This is a genomic window from Nocardioides sp., assembly GCF_035703625.1.
Classification (GTDB): domain Bacteria; phylum Actinomycetota; class Actinomycetes; order Propionibacteriales; family Nocardioidaceae; genus Nocardioides.
This window is the reverse complement of record NZ_DASSXS010000319.1, coordinates 1-2,111: the sequence shown is the minus strand read 5'-3', so window position 1 is coordinate 2,111 and position 2,111 is coordinate 1. Positions and strand designations below refer to the sequence as shown.

Below are 2,111 nucleotides of genomic sequence, written 5' to 3'. Positions count from 1 at the left end.
CCATCGACCCCGGCGCACTGGGTGCTCGGCTCCGCTCGGCGCGCCTCCGCGCGGGACTGACCCAGTCCCAGGTGGCGGGGTCGGACCTGTCGACGGCCTATGTCTCCCGCATCGAGGCGGGTCAGCGACGTCCGGACCCGGCCCTGCTCGAGGCCATGGCCGCGCGGCTCGACGTCCCGATCGAGGAGCTCCTCCTCGGCGCCCCACCCGATCGGGTCGCGGAGCTGCGGCTCGCCCTCGACCTGGCGCAGCTGTCACTGTCGGGAGGAGAGGCCGCGCAGGCGCTGGCCCGGGTCGAGGGGGTTCTGGCCGAGATCGACGAGGTCGGCGGGCTACCCGACCTTCGCCGGCAGGCTGCCGATGCGCGGGCGTTTGCGCTGGAGGCCACCGGCGATCTCGACGCGGCAATCGTTGCGTTGGAGGAGCGGGCCGACGCCGGACCTTTCGACCTGTCCTGGTTGGAGGCGATGACCGCCCTGAGCCGCTGCTACCGCGAGTCCGGAGACCTGGTCGCCGCCGTCGAGGTCGGCGACCGTGCCGCCGGCTACATCGCCGAGCACGAGCTCGGTGGACTGAACGAAGCGGTGGCGCTCACGCTCACCGTCGCGGCCGCCCACGTCGAGCGTGGCGACGTCGCCCATGCCGGGCGGCTGTGCCAGCGGGCGCTCGCCCAGGCCGACGAGTACGGCTCCGCCGAGTCGAAGGCGGCGGCGTACTGGAATGCCAGCGTGATGGAGTCCAGGGCTGGTCGCCCGGAGGTCGCGCTGGGGCTGGCCAGAAAGGCGCTGGGCATCTTCGAGGCCGGCGAGGACGGCCGGAACCTGGCCAGGCTGCGCACGCAGGTAGGGATCCTCCAGCTGCGCATGGACCCCCCGGAGCCCCGGTCTGCGCTCGCCGTGCTGTCCCGGGCACAGGTGGAGCTGGACCTGAGCAGCGCAAACCGCGCGGACCGGGCGGACAACCTGCTGGCGCAGGCCCGGGCGCACTTCCTGCTCGGACACCACGAGCGCACCGACGAGCTGATCGCCGCGACCCTGGAGGAGGCCGGCGCCCGCGTCCCGCTCGTGGCCGCCGACGCGCGCTTGCTGCAAGGGCAGGTGCTCGCCGGGCACGGCAGGGTGGACGAGGCCAGACGCGCGTACCGCGAGGCGGTCTTGTTGTTGAGCGGGATCGGCGCTGACCGTGGTGCCGCGCAGACCTGGTTCGAGCTCGGCGGTCTGCTCGAGGGCCTCGGTGATGGGGCGGGGGCGCTGGACGCCTACCGGCGCGCCGCGGCGTCGACGGGCCTGGTGTCGACCCGCGTTCGCTCCGCGGTCGGGGGCTCGACGACGCCTTAGCGGTGTCAGGGTTGCTGGGGCGGACTCGCTCCGGCCCGCCCCAGCCCGTCCTGGCCGTCGCCTCAGCAGCACCAGCGGTCGGCGACCACCGTGTGGTCGCCACCGGTCCAGAGAGGGATCACCCCGCCGGCGGAGGTGACGGCGATGACGGCCAGCGCCGAGATGGTCGTTCGAATGCGGTTCATGAGCTTTCCTCCTTGGTGGTGATGTGCCTTCGCAATGCTTGACAACGAGGAGTAACATTTCGTCAACTCATGTGGCATCGTGCCCATCGGGGGAGCCGTCACTGGCTGTGTCCGGCCACGGGGGACCGGCACACCAGTGACGGCGTGGCGGGCGTCAGCGGGGATGTCGCCGATCAGCTCCCGGCCGATCAGCTCCCGGCCGATCAGGTCGACGGCTGACGCGCGTCACGGGGCAATCGCTGGACGCGAGCATCCGGTTGCCGTCCACGGCGGGGGCGCGGCGGTGTCGCATGCCCGGCTGGCGGGCCGCGGATCGCGGATCGCGGATCGCTCGTCATGGTCTCCTGGCCCGTGGACGAGCATGAGTCAGCGAGAGCCGTCTTGGCCGGATCTCTCCAGCAGCACTCCGGGGGCCAGCCCACAGGTGGGAACGTCCCCGGCCCTTGGTGGAGCTTCCGGGCCGGTCGGACGACGCCCTCGGGACCAAGTGCCCTGCAACCCGCGAGGGTCGCGCGTCAGGCTGGAGGAGTTCGATCGCGATCGGGAGCGTCCACCGCGACTGTCGGTGAGGTGACCCCATGTGGTGGCT

General features: G+C 72.4%; 2 protein-coding genes. One reads left to right on the top strand and one right to left on the bottom strand.

Annotated features, from left to right (window positions below):
- On the top strand, nt 1–1,337 hold a 1,337-nt coding region (locus VFN12_RS16885; protein ID WP_325119944.1), incomplete at its 5' end, for a helix-turn-helix domain-containing protein.
- Nucleotides 1,338–1,399: 62 nt separating this feature from the next.
- Here VFN12_RS16885 and VFN12_RS16880 read toward each other — a convergent pair.
- Nucleotides 1,400–1,522 carry a hypothetical protein gene (locus tag VFN12_RS16880; protein WP_325119943.1) on the bottom strand — a complete coding sequence of 41 codons (123 nt, stop codon included), beginning with the start codon at nt 1,520–1,522 and terminating at the stop codon, nt 1,400–1,402.
- Nucleotides 1,523–2,111: the final 589 nt, after the last annotated feature.